Genomic DNA, 21027 nt, shown 5'->3' with positions numbered 1-21027 from the left:
GCCGAACCGCAGCCCGACGTACGCCGACTTCCCCTCCGGCGGTCCTTCGACTGACGAACGAGGAGGCGCTGAATCTACTCAGCGGCCCTTCATGGCCTGGCGGGCGCCCTTGAGGCTGGTCGGGATCGGGCCCTTCGGCATCGGCACCTGCGGGCGGACGGCGTCCAGCGCCTTGAGCCGCTGCAGCAGGTCGGTGATCTCGGACGGCTGCAGCGCGGCCGGCAGCTTCATCACGTGCTTGGTCAGCTTGCGGATGTCGATCTCGTCCTCGCCCTGACCGGCCACGATCTGGATCACCGGCGCGCCGCCGGCCACCCGGGTGTGCTTCTTGCCCTCGGCCTGCAGCAGGTTCTTCACCCGGCTCGCCTGGCCCTCGCCGACCAGCACGATGCCCGGCCGGCCCACCACGCGGTGCACGATGTCGGCGTTCTTGGTGACCGCGACCGCGGGCGTCACGTTCCAGCCGCGGCGCAGCGTCTGCAGCGCGGACGCGGCCGCGCCGGCCTGGCCCTCGATCTGGCTGTACGCGGCCTTCTCGACCCGGCGGCCGAAGATGATCGTGGTGGCCAGGAACGCGAGCGCGACACCCAGCGGCAGCCAGACCAGCAGCGGCCCGACGAAGATGGCGAGCGCGACGAACACCGCGACGATGCCGAGGAAGATCCCGGCGAGCACCAGTCCGATCTTCGGGTCGGACTTCTTGGTCAGCTGGTACGCCGACCGGATCTGCTTGAGCCGGCTGGTCTTCTTCTCGGCGGGCGCGTCGTTCTTGGCCATCTCTCCCAGATCCCTGTTTATGCGTTCTGTGCGGCGTTCGGGGCCGCGGAGCTCATCCGCGACTCCACAGCCTGACGGTACAGCCGACCGGCCCGGTACGACGAACGCACGAGCGGACCGGACATGACTCCGACGAAGCCGATCTGCTCGGCCTCGGCCTGCAGTTCGACGAACTCCTCGGGCTTGACCCAGCGCTCGACCGGATGGTGGCGCACCGAGGGGCGCAGGTACTGGGTGATGGTGATGATCTCGCAGCCGGCGGCGTGCAGGTCGCGCAGCGCCTGGCTTACCTCGTCGCGGGTCTCGCCCATGCCGAGGATCAGGTTCGACTTGGTCACCAGGCCGTAGTCGCGGGCCTGGGTGATGACGTTCAGCGAGCGCTCGTAGCGGAACCCGGGCCGGATCCGGCGGAAGATCCGCGGCACCGTCTCCACGTTGTGCGCGAACACCTCCGGCCGCGAGGAGAACACCTCGGCCAGCTGCTCCGGGACGGCGTTGAAGTCGGGCGCGAGCATCTCGACCCCGGTGCCGGGGTTCAGCTCGTGGATCTGGCGGATCGTCTCGGCGTACAGCCAGGCGCCGCCGTCCTCGAGGTCGTCGCGGGCCACGCCGGTCACGGTCGCGTAGCGCAGGCCCATGGTCCGGACCGACTCGGCGACCCGGCGCGGCTCGTCGCGGTCCAGCGCCTCGGGTTTGCCGGTGTCGATCTGGCAGAAGTCACAGCGCCGGGTGCACTGGTCGCCGCCGATCAGGAAGGTGGCCTCGCGGTCCTCCCAGCACTCGAAGATGTTCGGGCAGCCGGCTTCCTGGCACACCGTGTGCAGCTGCTCGGACTTCACCAGCTTCTGCAGCGCCTGATATTCCGGGCCCATCTTCGCCCGGGTCTTGATCCACTCGGGTTTGCGCTCGATCGGGGTCTCCGCGTTGCGCACCTCGAGCCTGAGCAGTTTCCGTCCTTCTGGGGCGATCGTCACGCCCTCCAGGGTACGCGTCCCCAGGACAGCACCGATCGGCCCGTAGGCTGATGGACTATGTCGACCACGGCCGAGTCCCCGGCCGAACGCCGTACCGGGGAAGTGAAGGTGTCCGAGCCGGGGACGCCGCCTGCGACCGGAACTACCGTCCGTGGCTGGGTGCGGCCGGCGCCGACGGCCAAGGAGCAGAAGTACGACGTCCTGCTCGGGATCGGCATGGCGGTGGCAGGCGTGATCGGGGCCGAGCTGGCCCGCGGGGTCGCGCCGAACCCGGTCAGCCTGGGCATCGGCGGGGTCGAGGCGTACGTGCTGAGTGCCGCCGTCGCGCTGCCGCTGTGCTTCCGGCGCCGCTGGCCGATCCCGGTGCTGCTGATCGTGTCAGTGCTCTTCGTGGTCGCGGGCGAGCGGGCCACGTTCGCCTTCGCCAGCAACCTGGTCACCCAGGCGGCCCAGTTCATGGCGATCTATGCGGCGGTCGCGTGGTCGCGGGACCGGCGGCTGATGAAGGCCGCGGTCGGCCTGGTCTTCGTCGGGATGTTCGGCTGGCTCGTGATCAGCTTCGTCCAGGCGCTGCGGAACGACGATTTCAAGGGCGCCAACGACGGCCTGCTCTCGCCGTACGTCTCCGGGGTGATCCTCACCCTCGCGCTGAACGTCCTCTACTTCTTCGGCGCCTACTTCTGGGGGCGGACCGCGTGGGGTACGGCGCGGCAGCGGTACGAGCTGGAGCAGCAGGCGGCCGAGCTCGCCTCGCAGCAGGAGGCCAACGCCCGCCGCGCGGTGATCGACGAGCGGCTCCGGATCTCGCGGGAGCTGCACGACGTCGTCGCCCACCACATCAGCAGCATCGGCGTGCAGGCCGGGGGAGCGCGCCGGGTGATGGATGCCGATCCGGACGCGGCGAAGAGCGCGCTCAGTGTGATCGAGAACTCCAGCCGTACGGCGGTCAACGAGATGCGTCAGCTGCTCGGCATGCTCCGCGCGGCCGACCCCGACCTGGACGTCGACTCGCCCGCCGCCAAGGAACCGCAGGCGGGTGCCGACCGGCTGCCCGCGCTGATCGCAGACGTGAACGGCGAGGGCCTGTCGGTCGGGTTCCACCAGATCGGCGCGCCGGTCCAGCTGCCGGAGACGGTGTCGGTCTCGGTCTACCGGATCGCCCAAGAAGCGCTGACCAACGTACGGCGGCACTCGACTGCCCGCACCGCGCACATCACGCTGCGTTATCTCGGTGGCTCGGTGGAGTTGGAAGTGATCGACGACGGCCGGCCGAAGCACGCGCCGGTCGGCAGCCGGCTCGGCCACGTCGGGATCCGTGAGAGGGTCGGACTTCTCGGTGGCGAGACCGAGATCGGCCCGCGCCCGGTCGGCGGCTTCCGGGTCCGGGTCCGGATCCCGCTCGACCCGCAGCACCGACCGTTGGCCAAGGAGGAGAATTCGGCATGACTCAGACCGCCGCCCCGATGCGTGTGCTGCTCGTGGACGACCAGGATCTGGTCCGCGCCGGGTTCCGGATGATCCTGTCGGTCGAGCCGGACATCGAGGTGGTCGGCGAGGCCTCGGACGGCGAGAAGGCGATCGAGCTCGCGCTGGCGCTGCGGCCGGACGTCGTACTGATGGATGTGCAGATGCCCGGGATGGACGGCATCACCGCGACCCAGCAGATTGTCACCGCGGACGCCGGCAAGGTCGTGATCCTGACCACGTTCGACCGGGACGACTACCTGTTCGAGTCGCTCGGGGCCGGGGCCAGCGGATTCCTGCTGAAGAACACCGCGCCGGAGGATCTTGTCGACGCGATCCAGGTGGTGCACTCCGGGCACGCCCTCCTCGCCCCCGAGGTGACCAGGCGCGTCATCAAGCGGTTCACCGGCGGCGGCGAGCGCGTCTACCGGCCGGACCTGCTCGAGGAGCTGACCGACCGCGAACGCGAGGTGCTCGGCCTGATCGCCCGCGGCCTCACCAACACCGAGATCGCGTCCCAGCTGTACGTCGGCGAGGCGACCGTCAAGACACACGTCTCCCGGGTCCTGCTCAAGCTCGGCCTCCGCGACCGCGTTCAGGCCGTCGTCTTCGCCTACGAGTGCGGACTGGTGACCCCGGGCGACGACGCGAGCTGATTCGCGCGGGCCATCACCAGGGCGACGAGCAGTACGGCGACGCCCGAGACGGCAACCACCACGGCGACCGGCGGCAGCACGAGCGGCAGCAGCAGGACGAGTGCGACGCTGCTCAGGATCAAGGCAGGCGAGGTGACCGGCGGGTCGATGATCGGCGCGTGCACCAGCCAGAGGGTGAGCAGGTAGACCGCGACCGGGATCGCGACGGCGAAACCGACGGTCGTCGACGTGGAGTGGTGCGCGGCCTCCTCGACGGCGACCTCGAGCCCGGCCCCGACAGCGGCGAGCGCGGCGAACAGGAAGAAGTGACCGTAGCCCCACCGGTACGACGCGGCTCGTCGCTTGCTCAGGCCGTGGCCGGCGGGGTGCAGGAAGTACAGCCACCAGAGCGCGAAGAGCAGGACCAGCCCGGCGCCGGCGACCAGGATGAACGAGCTGCTGATGTCACCGGCCGCGAGTGCCCTCTGGACGCCGCGACTGGCCGCGAGCACGCTCTCGCCGAGCAGGATGATCACGAACAGCCCGTAGCGCTCCGCGATGTGGTGCGGGTGCCAGGTGGTGGCCCGCGGCCGCTCCGCCCACAGCGGTCCGGCGAGCTCGAACACGACCAGTACGACGAACAGCCACAACGCCATGTCGGTCAGCAGCAGCGTCAGGATCCAGCACGCGTTGAGGATCAGGATCCCGCTGCCGTAGCGGAACGCCGTACGCCGCCGCTCCGGATCCTCGTAGCCGGCCCGGAACCACAGGGCGGCCAGGCCGATCCGCATGATCAGGTAGCCGAACGGCACGGCGCGGTAGTCCGACTCGGCGATCGCGGCCGGGACTCCGGCGGCCAGCACGAGCACCCCGGCCATCTGCAGCATCGTCAGCAGCCGGTAGAGGACGTCGTCGGTGTCGTAGGAGGAGGCGAACCAGGTGAAGTTCATCCAGGCCCACCAGATGCAGAAGAACACCATCAGGAACTCGACCACCGCCGGGTGACCGTCGGCGATGCCGTGCGCGAACTCGGCGGTCACGGCGGCGACCGCGACCACGAAGGTGAGGTCGAACAGCAGCTCGAGCGGGCTCGCGGTGCGGTGCGGTTCGTCGATCGGCCGCGCGGTCATCCGGATCCGGAAGCGGCTGGGTGCAGTGGGCAACGGTCTGGGTCCTCTCGGTCTCGAGCGAAGACAGCACAGACCCGCCGGTTGTGACCGTCACAAGCTCGCGGGCTGTCTTGTCATAGCTGGCGACCGGTCGCCAGCGGGGTGTCCGGGGACAGGAGAGTGGCTGTGAAGATCGTGGTGATCGGTGGCACGGGGCTGATCGGTTCGAAGGTGATACGGCGGTTCGAGGCACACGGGCACGAGGCCGTCGCGGCGGCGCCGAACACCGGGGTGAACACGCTCACCGGCGAAGGCCTGGCCGAGGTGCTGGTGGGCGCCGCAGTGGTTGTCGACCTCTCCAACTCACCGTCGTTCGAGGCCAAGGCCGTGATGGACTTCTTCACCACGTCCACCACGAACCTGCTCGCTGCGGAGGCCGAGGCCGGCGTGGGCCACCACGTCGCGCTGTCGATCGTGGGCACCGAGCGGATGCCGGAGAACGCCTATTTCGCCGCCAAGCTGGCGCAGGAGAAGCTGATCAAGGAGTCCGGGATCCCGTACTCGCTGGTGCACGCGACGCAGTTCTTCGAGTTCGTCAAGGCGATCGCGGACACCTCGACGCAGGACGACGGCGTACACATCCCGCCGGTGGGCTGGCAGCCGATGGCCGGTGACGACGTCGCCGACCAGGTCGCCAAGACCGCCGTCGGCGAGCCGCTGAACGGGCGCCGGGACATCGCCGGGCCGGACCGGTACCGGATGGACGAGTTCTTCCGCAAGGCGCTGGCGGAGCTGGGCGACAAGCGTGAGGTGGTCACGGACCCGGACGGGACCTACTTCGGTTCCAAGGTGACGGAGGACTCGCTGGTGCCGATCGGCGAGGCCACCCTCGGCCGGATCCACTACGGGGAGTGGAACCCGTCATGAGCGGTGACTTCCTGCACGAGCTCCAGCACGAGGTCGAGGCGGACCTGAGCATGGCCGAGGCCAGCCACCCGGAGGAGCAGGCCGCGCTGCCGCCGAGCGAGTGGAGGACCGACCCGGCGGAGCTCGCGTACGAGCAGGCCGCCGAGCGCAGCCTGCTCGGCGCCGTCGAGGCGCTGGAGGGCGACGCCACCGCCTGACCTCCCCAGGTCGGCCCCCAGTGGTCACCAGGTCCGCCGTACGGATGACCTGCGTGATCACCCTGGGGGCCGACGTGTGGGTGGGCACCGTGTCACTAACTTGGAACCACTTCCGGGCGGAAGCGACCAGGCGTGGGCCTGGCCGAGGGGGCCGAGGTGACAGGAACGGTGACGGATGCTGAGGGTGGCTGGGCTGACCCGGCGATTCGGTGAGCAGCTGGCGCTGAACGACGTGAGTTTCGACGTCGTGCCAGGACGGATGACCGGGTTCGTCGGAGCGAACGGCGCCGGTAAGACGACGACGATGCGGATCATCCTCGGCGTGCTGGGCGCGACCGCGGGGACGGTGCACTGGCGCGACGAGCCGTTGACCAACGCGGTACGGCGTGACTTCGGCTACATGCCGGAGGAGCGCGGGCTGTACCCGAAGATGAAGATCCGCGACCAGCTGGTGTTCTTCGGCCGGTTGCACGGGCTCGACCCGGACCGCGCGGCCGAGCGGACCGACAAGCTGCTCGAGCGACTCGGGCTGGGGGAGCGGGCGACCGACGTACTCGAGACGCTGTCGCTCGGCAACCAGCAGCGCGTGCAGATCGCGGCCGCGCTGGTGCACGAGCCGATCGCGCTGGTCCTGGACGAGCCGTTCAGCGGCCTCGACCCGCTCGCGGTCGACGCGATGGTGGACCTGCTCCGTGAGGAGGTCACCGCGGACGTGCCGGTGCTGTTCTCCAGCCACCAGCTCGAACTGGTCGAGCGGCTCTGCGACGACCTCGTCGTACTCTCCCGTGGCAAGGTCGTTGCCGCAGGCCCCGTTGCCGAGCTGGCCGCCGGTCCGTCGCTGACCTACCGGCTCGTGGTCGACGGCGACGCCGGCTGGCTGCGCGACGTCCGCGGCGTCCAGGTGCGCGACGTGGCCGGCGGTACGGCGCTCTTCGACGTCGACGACGACGCGGTGGCGCAGCACGTTCTTCAGCAGGCGATCAGCCGCGGACCGGTCCTGGAGTTCGGGCCGGAGCGGGTGGCTCTGAGCGACGTCTTCCGGGAGGCGACCCGATGAACGACCGGACCCTGGACCGGGCCTGGGTGCTGATCGTCGAGCGCGAGATCACCACCAAGCTGCGGGACAAGACCTTCCTCGGATCGACCGCCGTGATGCTGGTGCTGGTCCTGGCCGCGGTGATCATCCCGGCGCTCATCGCCGGCAACGGCGGCCCCGACAAGATCGCCGTGATCGACGACGGCGGCGCCCGAGTGGTCCAGCAGGCGTCGACCACGAAGGGCGGCGACGGCTACGAGGTCACCCGGGTGGCCGACCGCCCGGCCGCCGAGCAGCTCGTCACCGACGGCGAGGTGAAGGCGGCGCTGCTGCCTGGCGCCGACGGGTACGTCGTACTCGGCAAGGACCGGGTCGACTCCAGCCTCGAGAACGGCTTGCGGGAAGCCGCGGTGAGCGTCGGGATGGAGGCCAACGCCTCGCGCGCCGGTCTGACCCCCGACGAGCTGCGCGCCGGCACGAAGGTCGAGCTGGAGCTGCTGAAACCGGGGCCGCTGCCCGACATCGTCGCCGACTTCGTCAACATCGGCCTCGCGCTGGTGTTCTACATGACCGCGCTCGGCTTCGGCATGATGATCGCGCAGAGCGTGGTCCAGGAGAAGGAGAGCCGGGTCGTCGAGATCCTGGCCGCCGCGGTGCCGATCCGCTCGCTGCTGTGGGGCAAGGTGCTCGGCAACACCGCGCTGGCGCTGTCCCAGATCGTGGTGATCGCCGGGGCCTCGGTGATCGGGCTGGTGGCGACCGACCAGCTCGACATCCTGAAGGTGGTTGCGCCGGTGGCCGGCTGGTTCGTGGTGTTCTTCGTGCTCGGGTTCGTCGCGCTGGCCGGGCTGTGGGCGGTGGCCGGCTCGCTGGCCACCCGGCAGGAGGACCTCGGGTCGACCACGCTGCCGGGCCAGATGATCCTGATGATCCCGTTCTTCTTCTCGGTGTTCGCCGGGTCGTCGGCCAAGACGGTCGCCTCGTTCGTGCCGATCGCGTCGTCGATGGCGATGCCCGGCCGGATGCTGACCGAGAACGTGCCGGTCTGGCAGCCGCTGGTCGCGATCGCGATCCTGCTGGTCACCACGGTCCTGATCGTCCGCCTCGGCGCCCGCCTCTACGAGCGCACGCTGCTCCAGACCGGCCGCCGCCTCGGCTACCGAGAGGCACTGGCGCTCAAGTCGTCCTGACTTATCGTCACAGCCGGGGCCGGCGTTACACGGTTGGTCCCGGCTGAGACGAAACCGCAACACAAGGAAACTGTGTGCTGTGCGTGCACCTGGACTACGGTCTCAGCCCATGAACGTCGAGCTGCGCCACCTGCGGGTGGTGGTCCTGGTGGCTGAAGCGGGGTCCGTCGGACGGGCCGCCCGCTGGCTGAAGGTCAGCCAGCCGAGCCTGACCGCGCAGCTCAAGCGGATCGAGGCCGCGTTCGGCGGCGAGCTGTTCGAGCGGTCCCGCACCGGTGTCACCCCGACCGCACTCGGCCGGTACGCCGTCGACCGCGCCCGGGCGATCCTGGTCGACGTCGACCACCTGTCCGCGACCGTGTCGGCGATGACCGCGGTCGAGTCCAGCGCCGTACGGCTCGGCGGATTTCCCACCGCACCGATGTCCGGCATCGCCTCGCGGCTGCGCGACCACGGTGACATCGAGCAGGTCAGCATCGAGGTCGAGTGGTCCACCAGCGTGCTGCTGCAGCAGCTGGAGAGTGGGCGGCTCGACTTCGCGCTGCTGCGGGAGTTCCCGGCGTTCGAGCTCCGGATGCCGAACGGTGTCGAAGCGTGCACGGTCGTCGAGTCCGAGTCGGCGTACGTCGTGATGGCCGCCGACCACCCATTGGCGGTCGCGTCCCGGCACCGCGGTGAGATCGAGCTCTCGGCGCTGTCCGGTGAGGAGTGGATCGGGGAGCCGCCGGACGACAGCGGGTTCCATGTGCTCTTCCGGGCCGCGTGCGAGCAGGCCGGGTTCCAGCCGAGGGTGGAGCACCATTCGGTGGACACCTCGGTGCTGATGGGGTTCGTGACGAGCGGTCAGGGCGTGGCGCTGATCTCGCCGACGTCGTACCGGATGCTGTCGAGTGACGTCACCACGCGGACGCTGGTCGGTGACCCGGTCCACCGCCGGCTGATGCTGGCGTGGAGCACGGACTCACCCCGGGCGCAGATGGCGCCGGACGTGCTGAAGATGGCGACCGCGGCGTACGACGAAGCCTTCGCAGAACATGCCCGCCGCGACCAGGTCCAACGCATGCACGTTGCCTGATCGCGGCGGCGGACTCGCTCAGGCCCCCGCAGGCCGAATACTCACCTGCGAAGGATTCTCGAACGCACTGATGAACAGTTCCCCCGTGTCCTCCGGATCCTCCATCCGCTCCCGATACTGCTGCCCCACCTGCTCCCGCACACCCGGCACCGGGCCAGCCTGAGCCGAGTTCTTGGACTCCTGCTCGGGCTTCTGCGGCGCGTCCGGCTCCGGCTGTTCTGCAGGCTCCTGAGCCCCAGCCACCGGCTTCTGCTCACCAGCCACGCCGGTCTCGTCGTCAGCCCCAGCATCCGCCTGAGCCACCGGCCCCTGCCCCCCAGCCCCAGCCCCAGCTCCGGCATCAGCACCAGTCCCGGCCCCAGCGCCAGCCACGGTCGACTCATCGGCCGTCTTCACGGGCGCCGCGACAGTCGGTTGCTCGTCCTCTGCATCCGACGGCTGCTGCGACGCAGCTGATTGCGTCGGCTCTTCCGCCACGGCGGCCTGCTGCTCGTCCGCCGCCGTTCCCGCCACAACGGTCTCGTCGTCGCCCGCCGTCACTGGCGCCGCGACGGTCGGCTGCTCATCCTCCGCCTGCACGTCCGCAGCTGCGGCCTCCGCGCCCGGCTTAGCCGGCACCGCCCCGGCCGCCTGCTCCGCCACCGTCGGCTGCTCCGCCACCGTCGGCTGTTCCGCCACTGTCGGCTGCTCCGCCACCCCCGGCTGCTCCGTCACCGCGGGTGCCGGCGCCGCGAGTGTCTGCTCGGCGTCCGGCGGCGTACCTCCTGCGACCGTTTGGTTGTCCACCGGCGCCGCGGCGACAGGCTGCTGTGGGGGAGCGGGCTCCTCGACCGGAACCTGCGTCGTCTCGTCGCGGTCGGTTGGCACGAGGACCGTCTCGTCGGCGGACTCGTTGCTCCGGGCATCCTCCTCGAACCCCGGGAACTGCGCCGTCTGCTCCGCCCCGGACGTCGGGAACGTCGTGGTCTGCTCCTCCGCCTGACTCCGCGGCCGCACCGGCTCCGGGTCCTCATCGAACAGATCGTCGTACCGGTTGCTGTCCCCGTACGCCCCGCCGTACCCGGCAGCCGCCGGATAGGTGCTCCCGGCAACCGGGTACACAGCCGCCGCCTCAGCCTCCTGCTGCGCCTGCGCGGCCTCCTGCTCCCGCTGCAGCCGCTCGGCCTCCACCCGCTCCCGCCGCCGGCGCCGCACGCTCTGCACGATCAGCTGGATGCCGAAGACCAGCGAGATCACCGTCAGGATCGGTACGACGCCGTTCAGCGTGTACTGCCTCGACCCCGCGATCATCCCGGTGGTCACGCCGGGGACGTCGTTGAGGAAGTTCGTCGTCCGGTTCGGGATCCAGAGCCAGCAGTAGACCAGCGTGCCGAACGCCGCGAACGCGCCGAGCGCGGCGGCGCCGGAGAAGTACGACACCACCGCCCAGAAGATCAGCGCGCCGATGCCGTAGGCAAGCGCCATCTCCTTCGTATTCAGCTCGATTCCACCGGGCGCCGCCAGCACTCCGAACACTGCCGGCCCAGCGAAAGCGACCGCCACCCCGAGCAAGAACCCAAGAAATTTGGACACACCACCACGGTAGCGGCGTTGTGCCGTCACACCCCGCAGACACTTCGCAACCGCAGCCGCGACACCTCGGGCCCGAACGAACCGGCAATCGCTTGCCTAAGGTGGTCCCGTGAACCGTCCGAACATCCTCGTCGTCCTGTCCGACGAACACACCGCCGCCGCCTCGGGCTGGGCCGGGCACCCGCAGGTACGAACGCCGCACCTCGACCGCCTCGCCGCGCAGAGCGTCTCCTTCGACCGCGCCTACACGAACAGCCCGATGTGCGTCCCGTCGCGGCTGTCGCTGATGACGGGGCAGTACGTCCACCAGATCGGGGCCTGGGACAACGGTGTCATCCCCGGCCCGGACTTCCAGTCGTGGGGACATCACCTGAGCGACTACCAGACCGTGATCGCGGGCCGCACGCACTTCAACGGCCCGGACCGGCTGCTCGGCTTCGACCGCCGGCTGACCGACGACCTCGACTTCTGGGTCGACCACAGCGGCCGACCTCCTCGTCGTACGGCGGAATGGCAACGGCCGACCAACTCGCACGTGACTGAGCACGGCGCCGGCGACCACGTCCACACCCGGCACGACGTTGCGGCGACCGACGCGGCCCTCGACTTCCTCCGTGACCCTGGACCGCAGCCATTCCTGCTCTACGTCGGCTATATGCACCCGCACTTCCCGCTGGTGGCGCCGCCAGAGTTCCGCGAGCTCTACGATCCGGCGGACATCGAGTTGCCGCCGACCTGGGACGAGCCGGCCGTTGCGCAGCATCCGGTGATTTCGCTGCTGCGGCACGGGTTCCGCAACGACGAGCCGATCACCGAGGAGCAGGTTCGTGAGGCGACGGTCTGCTACTGGGCGCTGATCAGTCATCTCGACCACCAGATCGGCCGGCTGCTGGCCGCCGTACCGGAGGACACGGTCGTGATCTACACCAGCGACCACGGGGAGATGGCCGGCCACCACGGCATCTGGCAGAAGCAGTGCTTCTACGAGCCGTCTGTTCGCATCCCGTTGCTCCTCCGGCATCCGTCGCTCACGCCGGCCCGGACCACCTCACACGTCAGCCTGGTCGACGTACTCCCAACGCTCCGCGACATCGCTGGCCTACCGACGGATCCAGCTCTGCCCGGCCATACGCTCCTGGACGCCGTCGACCGCCCCGTCGTCTCCGAGTACCACGCCCAAGGCATGCTCGATGGCGGCTACATGCTCAAGTCCGGGCGCTGGAAGTACTGCTACTACGGGTCGGCGCATCCGCCGCAGGTCTTCGACGTCGAGGCGGATCCGCTCGAGGTCCACGACTTGTCTGCCGATCAGTCGCTGGTGGACAAGCTCGACGCCGAGTTGAGGACGGTCCTGGACCCGGATCGGACCGATGTGCTGGCGAAGAACGACCAGGCCGCGCGTGCGGCCCGGTGATCCATCGGCCGTTGAGCCGTTGACTCGTTGAGGAGAGGAACCGCCCGGTGGCTGCCCCGAACATCCTGCTGATCGTGTCCGACGACCATGGGTACGCCGACCGGAGTGCGCTCGGAGTGCATCCGGACGTGCGGACGCCAGCCCTCGATCGCCTTGCGGCCGAGGGAGTGAGCTGCACCGACGCCTACGTCACGGCGCCGATCTGCAGTCCGTCGCGTGCGGCGATCATCTCGGGGCGGTACCAGCAGCGGTGGGGTGGTCAGTGGTTCGACTCGGCCGCCTTCCCGGCGGACGACGTACCGACGCTGGCGGAGATCCTGCGTGACCAGGGATATCGGACCGGGTACTTCGGCAAGGTGCACTACGGAGGCGAGTCGGTGGGGGAGCGGGGTTGTCCTCCGCATCATGGGTTCGAGGAGACGCTGTACGGTTTGGCGGGGCAGTCGTACGGGCGGCTGAACTACCTCCACCATTCGGATGCTGCGGTCTCGTCGTACGGACCGGCTTCGACCTACATGGCGGTGCAGCCGTTGCTGTCGGGAGACGAGCCGGTCGAGCACGAGGGCTTCCTGACTGCTGAGCTCGGGCGGCGCGCAGCGTCGTTCATCGAGTCGACCGACGATCGGCCGTACTTCTGCATGCTCGCCTTCAACGCCGTCCACAACTTCTGCTGGCAACTGCCCGAGTCCGAACTCGCGGCACGGGACCTGCCGGCGTTCCGCGACTGGTCTCCGGAGGTGAACGAGTCCTACACCGAGTGGTACGACGACGTGATCGTGCCGAACCTGCCGCACGGCCGCGAGTACTACCTCGCGCAGCTCGAACTGATGGACGCGGAGATCGGCAAGCTACTGTCCCTGGTCGATGACAACACGATCGTCGTCTACACCACCGACAACGGCGGCTCGACCTGCAACTTCGGCGACAACACTCCGCTCCGCGGCACGAAGTACACCCTGTGGGAAGGCGGAATCCGAGTCCCGATGCTCTGGCGCTGGCCCGCCCACTTCCCAGCCGGCCACCAAACTGACGCCCTGATCAGCACCCTCGACCTGGTCCCCACCCTCGCCGCAGCCGCAGGCACCTCAACCCCCGCTGTGGACGGCCTGAACCTCCTACCCGTCCTCTCCGGCGCCGCCGACACCGCCCACGAAACCCTCCACTGGGACTGCGGCTTCCAATGGTCAGTCAGATCCGGCCCCTGGAAACTCACCTGGGTAGCCGACACCCCCGAAGTAACCCACCTCAAGTCCTACGAACACGCCCCCATGGGCACCGGCTGGCACCTGTCCAACCTCTCCGAAGACCTCCCCGAACACCAAAACCACTTCCACACGGAACCAGCCCTAGCAGCCACCCTCCACACCCACCACAACACCTGGCGAACCACCGTAGGCCTCCCCCCACTAACCACACCCCCACCCTCCTAACCCCACCCCACGCACCGCCGCCCCAACCGCCACCACCCCCACCCACGCCAGCACGCCGAGAGCCACCCCAGTCATCAGCTCGCCGAGCCACCGCCCCGCTCCAGCCGCCAGCACGCACAGCACCGCCCCCGCTCCGCCGCCAACTCGCCGAGCGAGCACCGCGGCACGCCCCGCCCGCCAGCTCGCCGGGCGTGCACCGCCCCGCCGCCGGCCCGCGCGGCACCGCCCCGCCGCCGGCCCGCGCGGCACCGCCCCGCGCCACAGCCGGCACCCCGGGCACCGGCCCGGCCAGCACCCGCGGCACCGCCCCTGCCCGCCAGCACGCACGACGCCACCCCGGCCCGCCGCCAGCACCCCGGGCACCGCCCTCACTCCAACTGCTCACATTCGGTGCTTTGCCTAGCCGCCGGCCAGTCACCCGAAAGCCAACCCGCAAAGCACCGGATGTGAGCTACCCGCACCCAGGCACAACCCCCCGGCAGAAACCTCAGACAGTCAGCCCATAAGTGATCGCAGTAGGCGCCTCTTCGTGCCCAATGTCCGGCGTCCGCTCGTATTCGTCCCAGGCCAGCATCCGTCCAAGATGCCGCCGTACCGACTCCAGCACCTCGGTCACCGGCACATCCCGCCCAAGCTCCTTCGACAGCGTGGTCACATCGGCGTCCGAGATCCCACACGGCACGATCCGGTCGAACCACCCCAGATCGTTGTCGCAGTTCAGCGCAAACCCGTGCATCGTCACACCCTGCGCAACCCGGATCCCGATCGCCGCGATCTTCCGCTCCCGCCCGCGATCGTCCGCCGCCACCCAGACCCCGCTGCGACCCTTGACCCGCCCGGTCTTCACCCCGAGCTCGGCGCAGACCGCGATCAGCGCCTCCTCCAGGCGCCGTACGTAATCCACCACGTACACATGCGACGCCAGCTTCACGATCGGGTACCCCACCAGCTGCCCCGGACCGTGCCAAGTGATCTTCCCGCCGCGGTCGACGTCCACCACCGGCGTCCCGTCGAGCGGCCGCTCGTGCGGCTCGGTCCGCTTGCCCGCCGTGTACACCGGCGGGTGCTCGAGCAGGATGACCGTGTCCGAACCGGTGCCCGCGGCAACTTCCGCGTGCAGCCGCCGCTGCTCGGCCCACGCAGCCTCGTACTCGACCGCGCCGGCGCCGAACCCGGCCTCCACAAAGCTGATCTCCCTCACGCCATCGAGTGTATGCGGCCCGTTCAGACGCCGTACGCCGCCGTCCACAGCCCACCGCCGTACGGCGTTCGCCCCAGGCCGCCTGTGGATAACTTCCAGGCCGCCGCCGGTGATTCGTGCACTCTCTAGGGCATGGCACTCGAAGACATCGCCGGCTACAGCCTGCGCCGCAAGCTCGGGTCCGGATCAGCCGGCAGTGTCTGGCTGGTTCGCGACCGCGCTTCCGGCCGCAACGCCGTGCTCAAACGCGTCCCGATCACCGCAATCTCACACCCGGAGGAGCTCCGTGAACACCTCAAGATCCTGCAGCGCATCGACCACCCACACCTCGCCCGCCTCCACCACTTCCGCGAGACCGCCGACGAGTGGCTCCTCATCAGCCAGTACGTCGCAGCCGGCACACTCAGCGCCCTCCTCAGCCGCCGCGGCCCGCTCACCCCTGGCGAGCTCGTCACCCTCCTGACCCCACTCGCCGAAGCTCTCGCCTACCTCCACCGCACCGGCCTCACCCACGGCCGCATAACCCCCACCAACATCCTCTTCGACACCGAAGGCCGCCCCGTCCTAACCGACCCCGCCCTACACCCCCACCTAACCGCGCCCACCCCCACCAACACCGCGCGTTCTGGCGTTGCCCCCACCGAAAGCGCCCGCACCGACACCGCCCGCACGGCACATGCTGCGACCACATCTCCCACGTCACCTGATCCCACCGACACCGCGCACCCTCGCATCACCGACCCCGCCCACACCGGCGCTACCTCCAAAGCGCGCCCTAAAGCGACCGCATCCTTCAGGTCACCTGGTCCCACCGACTCCGCGCGCCCTGGCACTGCCTTGACTGACGACCTCAAGTCCTTGGCCGACGTAGCTCACCAGTCCGGCGCCGACCCCGCCCTCTTTACCCCCGACCACCTCACCAACCCCCGAACCCTCCTGACCATCGCCACCCCCACCCCCATCAACCTCGCCTTCACCGAAGACCCCACCCCGGCCGCCACACCCAAGAAGCCCTCAACCCCCGACGACCCGATCGACCACTCCCGCACCCCACTATCCCCACGCCCCCGCCCGCCGGAGCCAACCGCCTCACCCACCATCAGCCCCAAACCACCCCAGCCACCCACGCCCAAACCCTCCCCACGCCCCACCAAGCCCACCCGCCGCAACTCCTCCCGCCCCAACCGCGCCCGCCCATCCCCACCAAACCCCCTAGACCGCCTAACCACCCCCACCGCACCCGTCAACCACACACCCGACAAGCGCCCAACCGTCCCCGCCGACGACAAGCGCCCAACCCTCTCCGCCGACGACAGGCGCCTAACCCTTCCCACAGCCGCCGAGCGCGCAGCCTTTCCCGCAGACGACGAGCGCCCAGCCCTCCCCACAAGCGACGAGCGCGCAGCCCTCCCCGCAGACGACGAGCGCGTAACCCCATCCCCCGTCTGGAATGACAGCGCCCACAGATCACCGATCACTCTGACCCACCAGACCCGCCGCCGCTCCCGTCCCCGCCCCTGGCGCCGAAGCCACACGCCGCGCCGAAAGCACACCCGCCCGCACAACCGCACGCCCCCCGCAACCCCCTCCGCCCGGCTTCAAACAAGCAACTCCACCGACCCGACTCGACCACCGGCCCCGAGGCAGGCCCGCCCCGCCCTCCGACATCCCGTCCTCCGACACCCCGTCCTCCACCGCCTGTTCCCACGCCGCCTGGTCCAGCGCCGCCTCGCCCTCCGCTACCCGGTCCCGGTCCTGCGCCGCCCGGTCCTCCGTCATCCGGCGTACGGCGTCCTGGCCGCAGCAGCCCTGGGAGCCGTAGTCGTGCTCATCCTCGGCCTGCTAACAGTCAGCGCCTTGGGCAACGACCCGGCCGGCACAGCCGCCGCCACCCACCAATCCCCAGCCCCAACCGACCCAGCCCCGAGCAACCCCGCCGTAACCAATCCCGCCTCACCGACGTCCCCACCATCCGCGGACCCAACGAAGTGGACCCAAACCCTCCAAGCCCTGGACACCCAACGAGCAAAGGCCTTCTGGACCCTGGACCCCACCCTGCTCGACACCATCTACGTCCCCGGCTCAGCCCCCTGGAAAGCCGACCAAGCCCTCCTCACCACCTACCGCAAACACCAGATCCGAATCCGCAACCTCACAATCCACATCTCGAAGACGACTATCGAATCCCAAACCCCCACCGAGGTCGTCCTTCACATCACCGACCACCTCACCACCGCCCAAGCCCTAACCCCCACAGGCACCACCACAAACCTCCCACCAGCCACCCCCACCCCCCGCCGAATAACCCTCACTACCACCCCAACCACCCCCACCTGGCGAATAACAGCCATAACCCCCGCCTGACCGCGAGCAGCGCGGAGTTTCCCACCTAGTGCCTAGCCCGCGACCCCAACAGCCCGGATCGTGATCGGGCCGGCTGTTGGGGGTGTTGTTCGGTGGTCATGGTTGCTCGGGGCTCGGGAACCCAGTAGTTGTTGCCCTGCTCAACCGGTCGCTCTCCGCACCTCTAGGTGGTGAGGGCGGCGGAGATGGCTGTGGGGGCGGTGGGGTGGTGGAAGGTGAAGTCGGTGGATTGGAGGCGGGTGGGGAGGGCTCGGTTGCTGCCGAGGAGTTCCCAGGCGAACTCGCCGAGGACGGTTTTCATGAGGAAGGCGGGGATGGGGAAGAAGGCGGGGCGGTGCAGGGCGGTGGCCAGGGCTTCGGTGAACTCCTGGTTGGTGGCGGGGTTGGGGAGGGTGACGTTGACGGGGCCGCTGATGGTGTCGTGTTCGGCGACGTGGCGGACGGCGCGGAGCCAGTCGGTGAGGGAGACGACGGGGAAGTACTGCGTGCCCGGACCGAGCCGGCCGCCGAGGCCGAGGCGGAACGGGAGGGAGAGGAGTTGGAACGCGGGTGCCTTGCGGTCCAGGACGACGCCGGTGCGGAGGGAGGCGACGCGGCTGCCGGCGACGCGGGCTGGCTCGAGTGCGCCTTCCCACACCCGGACGACCTCGGCGAGGAAGCCGTCGCCGAGTTCGGAGTCCTCGGTGAGGATCCGGTCACCGCAGTCGAGGCCGTAGCCGCCGACGCCGCTCTGCGTGATCACGACCGGCCGGCGGTCGAGCTGCGCGGCGGCCGCGGCCAGGGTGGACGTCGTACTGACGCGACTCTCGCGGAGCACCTTCCGGTACGTCGGGGTCCACGGGCGACCGATGTTCGCTCCAGCCAGGTTGACCAGGACGTCGGGGTCGCCGAGGGCGGTCGGGTCGAGGTCTCCGCGCGCTGGGTCCCAGCGGACTTCGTCAGGTTTTGCGGCGGTACGGCGTACCAGGCGGATGACCTGGTGTCCGTCGGCGGTGAGGTCGTGGGCGAGCGCCGTACCGAGGAAGCCGGAGGCGCCGGCCAGCACGTACTTCATCCTGCTGCTCCTTGAGGATCGTCCTGCCACCGCAGTACCCGACGGGAAACAACTCCGGGGTCAGACAGTAACCGGGCGGCTGTGTGCTCCGTGCACTGGCTCTCCGGAGGAACGGCAGACAGGTCGGGTACTGGCGCGATCGGTGGACGCACTGGGTGCGGGACTGAGGAGGCCGGACAGGCGGGGCGGTAGGCCGAGCTGAAAGCGAGGGTTTGCGGGGCTGCGGTGGGGCGGGTGGGAGGCGCGGGGCGGTGGGCAGGGGAGGCAGGGGTTGCGGTGGGCTGGGGACGCGAGGGCTTGCGGGGTCGGGTTGCGGTGGGCCGGGTGGGAGGCGAGGGGTTGCGCTGGCAGAGGTGGCGAGGGGTTGCGGGCGGCGGTGGGGACGTGAGGGGGTGCGGTGGGCGGGGGACGCGAGGGCTTGTGGGTTTGCGGTGGGTCGGGTGGGGGCGGTGGGGGAATGAGACAGCGCCGGCTCGTCTTGGGGACGGGCCGGCGCTGGTGGTGCTGGGTGGGGATCAGACGTCGAACTGGGCCTCTTCGAGGCGCTGCTTGACGGCGGTCAGGTAGCGGGCGGCGTCGGCGCCGTCTACCAGGCGGTGGTCGTAGGTGAGGGCCAGGTAGACCATCTGGCGGATGGCGATGGTCTCGCCGAGCTCCGGGTGGGTGATGACGACCGGGCGCTTCACGACCGCGCCGGTGCCGAGCATGCCGACCTGGGGCTGGTTCAGGATCGGGGTGTCGAACAGGGCGCCGCGGCTGCCGGTGTTGGTGATGGTGAAGGTGCCGCCGGCCATCTCGTCCGGCAGCACCTTGTTGTTGCGGGTGCGGTCGGCGAGATCGGCGATCTTCTTCGCCAGGCCCGCGATGTTCAGGTCGCCGGCGTTGTGCACGACCGGGACCATCAGGCCCTTCTCCACGTCGACGGCGATACCGAGGTGCTCGGCGGCGTGGTACGTGATCTCGCCCTTCTCCTCGTCGATCGAGGCGTTGAGCTTCGGGTACTGCTTCAGCGCGTCGACCGCGGCCTGGGCGAAGAACGGCAGGAAGGACAGCTTGACGCCCTCGCGGGCCTCGAACTCGGCCTTCTTCGCGTTCCGCAGCTTGGCGATCTCGGTGACGTCGACCTCGACCACGGTGGTCAGCTGGGCCGAGACCTTCAGCGAGTTCACCATGTGGCTGGCGATCGCCTTGCGGATCCGGCTCATCTTCTCGGTGGTGCCGCGGAGCGGGCTGATCGTCGCTGCGGCGGCCGGAGCCGAGGCGGCCGCGGGTGCGGCTGCGGGGGCTGCGGCGGCTGCCTTCTTGGCTTCGGCGGCGGCGATGACGTCCTGCTTGCGGATTCGGCCGCCTACGCCGGTGCCCTGTACGGCGTTGAGGTCTACCTGGTGCTCGGCCGCGAGCTTGCGGACCAGCGGGGTGACGTAGTTGGGGCCTTCTCCGTTGGGGGAGGTCGTCGTTTGGGTTGCGGCGGGTGCCGATGCGGCCGGGGAGGTCGCGGGGGCTGAGGTCGCTGCGGCCGGAGAAGAGGCGGAGGGGGCGGGCTGGGCGGGGGCCGCCTGGGCAGCCGGGGCCGCTTGCGGAGCCGGGGCGGCCTGGGGGGCCGGGGCGGCCTGCGGAGCCGGGGCTGCGGCGGGGGCCTGGGCCGGTTCCTGAGCTGGGGCCGGCGCTGCTGCCGGGGCCGGCGCCTGGGCCGCGGGGGCCTGGGCGGGGGCTTCTGCGGGAGCGGCGGGGGTCTCGGCGGGGGCCGAGGCTGCGTCGGCGGAGCCCACGATGGCTAGTTCGGCGCCGACCTCTACGGTTTCGTCTTCGGCGACCTTGATTTCCAGGAGTTTGCCGGCGACGGGGCTGGGGATCTCGGTGTCTACCTTGTCGGTGGAGACCTCGAGGAGGGGCTCGTCTACTGCTACGTCGTCGCCTACCTGCTTCAGCCAGCGGGTGACGGTTCCCTCGGTCACGCTCTCGCCTAGGGCGGGGAGGGTGACGGGGGTGCCTGAGGCGGGTGCCGATGCGGCCGGGGAGGTCGCGGGGGCAGAGGTCGCTGCGGCCGAAGAAGAAGAGTTCGAGGCCTGCTGCTCGGCGGGGGCGGCCTGGGCGGCGGGGGCCTGCTGCGCCGGTGCGGCTTCGGCGGGCGCCTGCTGGGCCGGGGCCGCCTCTGCGGCGGGGGCCTGCTGCGCTGGTGCGGCCTCGGCGGCGGGGGCCTGCTGGGCCGGGGCGGCTTCGGCGGCGGGCTGCTCGGCGGGGGCCTCCTGGGCGGGAGCTTCCTGGGCCGAGCCGGTGGATTCGCCGGCGTCGCCGATGACGGCTAGTTCGGCGCCGACCTCTACGGTCTCGTCCTCGGCGGCCTTGATCTCGAGCAAGGTTCCGGCCACGGGCGAGGGGATCTCGGTGTCGACCTTGTCGGTCGAGACCTCCAGCAGGGGCTCGTCGACGGCAACCGTGTCGCCGACCTGCTTGAGCCAGCGGGTGACGGTTCCTTCGGTGACGCTCTCCCCGAGGGCCGGCAGGGAAACAGAGGTCGGCATGACGGTCGTTGCTCCTTCGTCAGATCGGTCGAGGTCAGCCTACGGTGCCGCCGGAGCGAGCCGGATCCGGGTCAGCGGACCCAGCG

At 70.0% G+C, this 21027-nt stretch carries 17 protein-coding genes; 10 read left to right on the top strand and 7 right to left on the bottom strand.

All coding sequences use genetic code 11. The features are described from left to right. Window positions 1–78: 78 nt before the first annotated feature. Window positions 79–777, bottom strand: coding sequence for a DUF4191 domain-containing protein (locus ACIBGM_RS39285; protein WP_360534495.1), 699 nt, complete (start codon window positions 775–777; stop codon window positions 79–81). A gap of 17 nt (window positions 778–794) precedes the next feature. After that, the gene (lipA, locus tag ACIBGM_RS39280; protein ID WP_360534497.1) at window positions 795–1751 is read right to left on the bottom strand and encodes a lipoyl synthase; all 957 of its coding nucleotides are present in this window, start codon (window positions 1749–1751) and stop codon (window positions 795–797) included. 57 nt (window positions 1752–1808) lie between these two features. On the opposite strand from lipA, the gene ACIBGM_RS39275 reads away from it, so the two are divergent. Both ACIBGM_RS39275 and ACIBGM_RS39270 read left to right on the top strand, forming a co-directional pair. Next, a complete protein-coding gene (locus tag ACIBGM_RS39275; RefSeq protein WP_396388434.1) occupies window positions 1809–3197 on the top strand; it encodes a sensor histidine kinase in 1389 nt (462 codons plus the stop codon). Continuing rightward, entirely contained in the window at window positions 3194–3871 is a 678-nt protein-coding gene (locus tag ACIBGM_RS39270) for a response regulator transcription factor (protein ID WP_360534501.1), read from the top strand. Before ACIBGM_RS39275 ends, ACIBGM_RS39270 begins: the two co-directional genes overlap by 4 nt. Here ACIBGM_RS39270 and ACIBGM_RS39265 read toward each other — a convergent pair. Further along, window positions 3829–5013 (bottom strand): low temperature requirement protein A, encoded by a 1185-nt coding sequence (locus ACIBGM_RS39265; RefSeq protein ID WP_396388433.1) that lies wholly within the window; start codon window positions 5011–5013, stop codon window positions 3829–3831. The genes ACIBGM_RS39270 and ACIBGM_RS39265 overlap by 43 nt on opposite strands. 132 nt (window positions 5014–5145) lie before the next feature. Here ACIBGM_RS39265 and ACIBGM_RS39260 point away from each other — a divergent pair, with 132 nt between their 5' ends. From ACIBGM_RS39260 to ACIBGM_RS39240, 5 genes are all read left to right on the top strand, one after another. Next, the gene (locus tag ACIBGM_RS39260; RefSeq protein WP_360534505.1) at window positions 5146–5886 is read left to right on the top strand and encodes an SDR family oxidoreductase; all 741 of its coding nucleotides are present in this window, start codon (window positions 5146–5148) and stop codon (window positions 5884–5886) included. Further along, a complete protein-coding gene (locus ACIBGM_RS39255; protein WP_396388432.1) occupies window positions 5883–6083 on the top strand; it encodes a hypothetical protein in 201 nt (66 codons plus the stop codon). The genes ACIBGM_RS39260 and ACIBGM_RS39255 overlap by 4 nt, the downstream gene beginning before the upstream one ends. 175 nt (window positions 6084–6258) lie before the next feature. Next, the gene (locus ACIBGM_RS39250; protein ID WP_360534509.1) at window positions 6259–7140 is read left to right on the top strand and encodes an ATP-binding cassette domain-containing protein; all 882 of its coding nucleotides are present in this window, start codon (window positions 6259–6261) and stop codon (window positions 7138–7140) included. Further along, the gene (locus ACIBGM_RS39245; protein ID WP_396388431.1) at window positions 7137–8309 is read left to right on the top strand and encodes an ABC transporter permease; all 1173 of its coding nucleotides are present in this window, start codon (window positions 7137–7139) and stop codon (window positions 8307–8309) included. The genes ACIBGM_RS39250 and ACIBGM_RS39245 overlap by 4 nt, the downstream gene beginning before the upstream one ends. A 109-nt stretch (window positions 8310–8418) precedes the next feature. Next, window positions 8419–9384: a LysR substrate-binding domain-containing protein gene (locus ACIBGM_RS39240; protein ID WP_396388430.1), complete on the top strand. Its 966-nt coding sequence runs from the start codon at window positions 8419–8421 to the stop codon at window positions 9382–9384. Between the two features lie 18 nt (window positions 9385–9402). Here ACIBGM_RS39240 and ACIBGM_RS39235 read toward each other — a convergent pair whose 3' ends face one another. Then, window positions 9403–10956, bottom strand: coding sequence for a hypothetical protein (locus tag ACIBGM_RS39235; protein ID WP_396388428.1), 1554 nt, complete (start codon window positions 10954–10956; stop codon window positions 9403–9405). Window positions 10957–11065: 109 nt separating this feature from the next. Here ACIBGM_RS39235 and ACIBGM_RS39230 point away from each other — a divergent pair, with 109 nt between their 5' ends. Together ACIBGM_RS39230 and ACIBGM_RS39225 are read left to right on the top strand one after the other, a co-directional pair. Then, entirely contained in the window at window positions 11066–12370 is a 1305-nt protein-coding gene (locus ACIBGM_RS39230) for a sulfatase-like hydrolase/transferase (protein WP_396388427.1), read from the top strand. A 47-nt stretch (window positions 12371–12417) separates the two neighbouring features. Further along, window positions 12418–13800, top strand: a complete 1383-nt coding sequence (locus ACIBGM_RS39225; protein WP_396388426.1) for a sulfatase — start codon at window positions 12418–12420, stop codon at window positions 13798–13800. Window positions 13801–14287: 487 nt separating this feature from the next. Here ACIBGM_RS39225 and lipB read toward each other — a convergent pair whose 3' ends face one another. Continuing rightward, on the bottom strand, window positions 14288–15001 hold the full coding sequence (lipB, locus tag ACIBGM_RS39220; protein WP_360534521.1) for a lipoyl(octanoyl) transferase LipB: 714 nt from the start codon (window positions 14999–15001) through the stop codon (window positions 14288–14290). Window positions 15002–15133: 132 nt separating this feature from the next. On the opposite strand from lipB, the gene ACIBGM_RS39215 reads away from it, so the two are divergent. Then, window positions 15134–17365, top strand: coding sequence for a protein kinase (locus ACIBGM_RS39215; protein WP_396388425.1), 2232 nt, complete (start codon window positions 15134–15136; stop codon window positions 17363–17365). 163 nt (window positions 17366–17528) lie between these two features. Here ACIBGM_RS39215 and ACIBGM_RS39210 read toward each other — a convergent pair whose 3' ends face one another. Then, window positions 17529–18419, bottom strand: a complete 891-nt coding sequence (locus tag ACIBGM_RS39210) for a TIGR01777 family oxidoreductase (RefSeq protein WP_360534524.1) — start codon at window positions 18417–18419, stop codon at window positions 17529–17531. 515 nt (window positions 18420–18934) lie between these two features. Continuing rightward, window positions 18935–20941 (bottom strand): 2-oxoglutarate dehydrogenase, E2 component, dihydrolipoamide succinyltransferase, encoded by a 2007-nt coding sequence (sucB, locus tag ACIBGM_RS39205; protein WP_396388424.1) that lies wholly within the window; start codon window positions 20939–20941, stop codon window positions 18935–18937. Window positions 20942–21027: the final 86 nt, after the last annotated feature.

The organism is Kribbella sp. NPDC050470 (assembly GCF_044458365.1).
Taxonomy (GTDB): Bacteria; Actinomycetota; Actinomycetes; order Propionibacteriales; family Kribbellaceae; genus Kribbella.
This window is presented reverse-complemented; position numbering and strand designations above follow the sequence as displayed.

Bases quoted from the DNA above. Each gene is read 5' to 3' on its own strand.
- ACIBGM_RS39255 (WP_396388432.1), top strand. From the start codon at position 5,883: ATGAGCGGTGACTTCCTGCACGAGCTCCAGCACGAGGTCGAGGCGGAC.
- ACIBGM_RS39275 (WP_396388434.1), top strand. From the start codon at position 1,809: ATGTCGACCACGGCCGAGTCCCCGGCCGAACGCCGTACCGGGGAAGTG.
- ACIBGM_RS39250 (WP_360534509.1), top strand. From the start codon at position 6,259: ATGCTGAGGGTGGCTGGGCTGACCCGGCGATTCGGTGAGCAGCTGGCG.
- ACIBGM_RS39215 (WP_396388425.1), top strand. From the start codon at position 15,134: ATGGCACTCGAAGACATCGCCGGCTACAGCCTGCGCCGCAAGCTCGGG.
- ACIBGM_RS39285 (WP_360534495.1), bottom strand. From the start codon at position 777: ATGGCCAAGAACGACGCGCCCGCCGAGAAGAAGACCAGCCGGCTCAAG.
- sucB (WP_396388424.1), bottom strand. From the start codon at position 20,941: ATGCCGACCTCTGTTTCCCTGCCGGCCCTCGGGGAGAGCGTCACCGAA.
- ACIBGM_RS39245 (WP_396388431.1), top strand. From the start codon at position 7,137: ATGAACGACCGGACCCTGGACCGGGCCTGGGTGCTGATCGTCGAGCGC.
- ACIBGM_RS39270 (WP_360534501.1), top strand. From the start codon at position 3,194: ATGACTCAGACCGCCGCCCCGATGCGTGTGCTGCTCGTGGACGACCAG.
- ACIBGM_RS39240 (WP_396388430.1), top strand. From the start codon at position 8,419: ATGAACGTCGAGCTGCGCCACCTGCGGGTGGTGGTCCTGGTGGCTGAA.
- ACIBGM_RS39210 (WP_360534524.1), bottom strand. From the start codon at position 18,419: ATGAAGTACGTGCTGGCCGGCGCCTCCGGCTTCCTCGGTACGGCGCTC.